This is a genomic window from Modicisalibacter xianhensis, assembly GCF_900113605.1.
GTDB classification, from domain to species: Bacteria; Pseudomonadota; Gammaproteobacteria; order Pseudomonadales; family Halomonadaceae; genus Modicisalibacter; species Modicisalibacter xianhensis.
The window spans coordinates 1-2,190 of the sequence record NZ_FOPY01000039.1 but is presented as its reverse complement, the minus strand read 5'-3'; the positions used below and the strand labels follow the sequence as shown (position 1 = coordinate 2,190).

At 39.4% G+C, this 2,190-nt stretch carries 2 protein-coding genes; one reads left to right on the top strand and one right to left on the bottom strand.

Translation table 11 applies throughout. From position 1 onward, the window contains the following. Window positions 1-60: 60 nt before the first annotated feature. Entirely contained in the window at window positions 61-1,752 is a 1,692-nt protein-coding gene (locus BM194_RS20555) for a zinc ribbon domain-containing protein (RefSeq protein ID WP_143097655.1), read from the bottom strand. A gap of 40 nt (window positions 1,753-1,792) precedes the next feature. Here BM194_RS20555 and BM194_RS20345 point away from each other — a divergent pair, with 40 nt between their 5' ends. Further along, window positions 1,793-2,107 (top strand): methyltransferase, encoded by a 315-nt coding sequence (locus BM194_RS20345; protein ID WP_177223489.1) that lies wholly within the window; start codon window positions 1,793-1,795, stop codon window positions 2,105-2,107. Window positions 2,108-2,190 lie beyond the last annotated feature (83 nt).

Here is a 2,190-nt window from a genome sequence, read left to right as displayed (position 1 = left end):
GGCCACTTGACGCGGTCATGTAAAGACTGCTGAGACGATAATCTGGTCAGGCTGAACGGTTCAGCTGAACAGAACTGAATTGTTCAGCGGTTCCTTAACACTTTCAATAACAAAGTGAGTCCTAGCAGGACCAAAACCCTTTATCTTTCTTATTACACCTGCGACATTATCAGATATAGCTATATCCCCTGCCGTTTTAAAATCTGTTTCCTCCTTTATCTTTGTTTTTTGCCATTTAGTAAACGGCAGTTTATCGATAGGCAGGCTCAGCAATTCCTTATAAAGAGAAATGCTCTTAAGCTCTGCGCCACAGCTCATGCAAAACCTTTGGTTCTCCATAACCCTTTCAGTTCCGCATACAGGACACCCAGGCAAGTCTATAGTTATATCGCCTACCTCTCTTTCTAATAGGCTAGAAAACCTCCTTCTCACTGGATGCTTAACATTGCCAGCTTGGAATATCTCTGTAATATTCTTTACAGAACTCCCTTTCCCTATTTGGAATGCTTTAGCATCAATAAGAAGACAAATATGCGGCATAAACCTTCTATATATTCTTCCTTTCCCATGACTTACGGCTGCATTTTCATAAACCAAACCTGTCTCTTTTAGAAGAGATATTATTTTTTCTTCTGCCGGAGCACAATCGCCAAATTCAATACCAACGTATATCTGTTTTTCTCCATTATCTGTATACGCCTTTTTATTTTCTTCAGCTACAAGCTCAACTATCTTGTCAGATAGTTCCGCCCCTGCCTCAACAAACTTCTTGTAATGAGGCATTTTTGATGACAAGCTTGAGTATTCTGCCTTAATAAACTCAGACCTATCTTTTATTATTTTGTTAAACAAACTTTGCTTAGACCGTGATGACTCAACATCTTGATAAAACTCTAATACAAGACTGATAAAAGTCCTAGGAATACCAAATGCTGCGTAGGAAAATGCGGAAACATATTCATCAAACTGGTTTTCAACAAACCTTTTTTCAAAAATTTTTTTGAAAAAATCTTCATATGAAGGATGCTCTACTCCTATCCAACACTCTACTGGTTCAGCATCATGATTTAAGTGGAAACGCGGTCCAAAATCTGTTAGTGGATAGGCAGAAGCCTTAGGCGATACGCGCGAACTCTTTAAACTCCTAAATATATCAAAAAACTCCACCATAAAGTCCCTAGCAAGAACTAGGGCTGCATCATCGCATAAAACTATGCACCTTTTCCTGCCACAAGCAGTATAGGCTTTCTCAAGCGCGCCACTTACAAGATCAATGTTTATGTTGTCAATAAGGTCATTATATTCTTCTTTAAAGTCCCCTTTCTCAATATCTGAACGATATTTTCGCAATATGCTCAGGTCTATCTCCACGCCAACATCTGAGAGACTTAATCCTGAATACTCAAGAGACTCATGAATCCCTTCTAATATCCTTGACAAGACCCATGAATGAAATATGGATATTGCATTAGAAGCTTTAATTTTAAACTGTTCAACTCGAAGGTATCTAGCAAAGCTAACATAAACAGAAAAAGGCTTAGCATTATCTTTTTGGCAAGCAATATGCGCCATCTTCATATTATGAGTTTTACCAGCACCTCGAGGGCCTATAAGGACCTTCGCCCCTCGCTGCAAAAGCTTATCTTGAATATTTTCTTGCAGCTTGTTTTGCGCGTTCCACTTTACAATTTCGCTATTTTCTATATAATCGGCTCGTTGTTCGTATCCTTGGTTTACCGTATCATCAATCATAATAGTACTCTTATCAGTGAAAACCAGTAGCAAGCATCATTTGAAACAGTTTTTTACCCCTAGCCAGCTTGCGAGGATATTGCGAGAAGAGTCTCCTTGCAAGCATGGCCACACCATCGTTGACTTAGCGGCAGGCCATGGCGACTTAGTCCACCCCTTTGCCAATAGTTTTAGCGATCACATCTTGGTAGATATAGACGAAGAAGCCTACAGCATTTTAAAAAAAAACTTCCCTAACGCTTCACATTTACTAGGTGACAGTACAGACCAAGAATTCATAACAAAAATAAAAAACCTCAATAAAAAAATAGATCTTTCTGTTTGCAACCCTCCTTTTAACTATAGGAACCGCTGAACAATTCAGTTCTGTTCAGCTGAACCGTTCAGCCTGACCAGATTATCGTCTCAGCAGTCTTTACATGACCGCGTCAAGTGGCC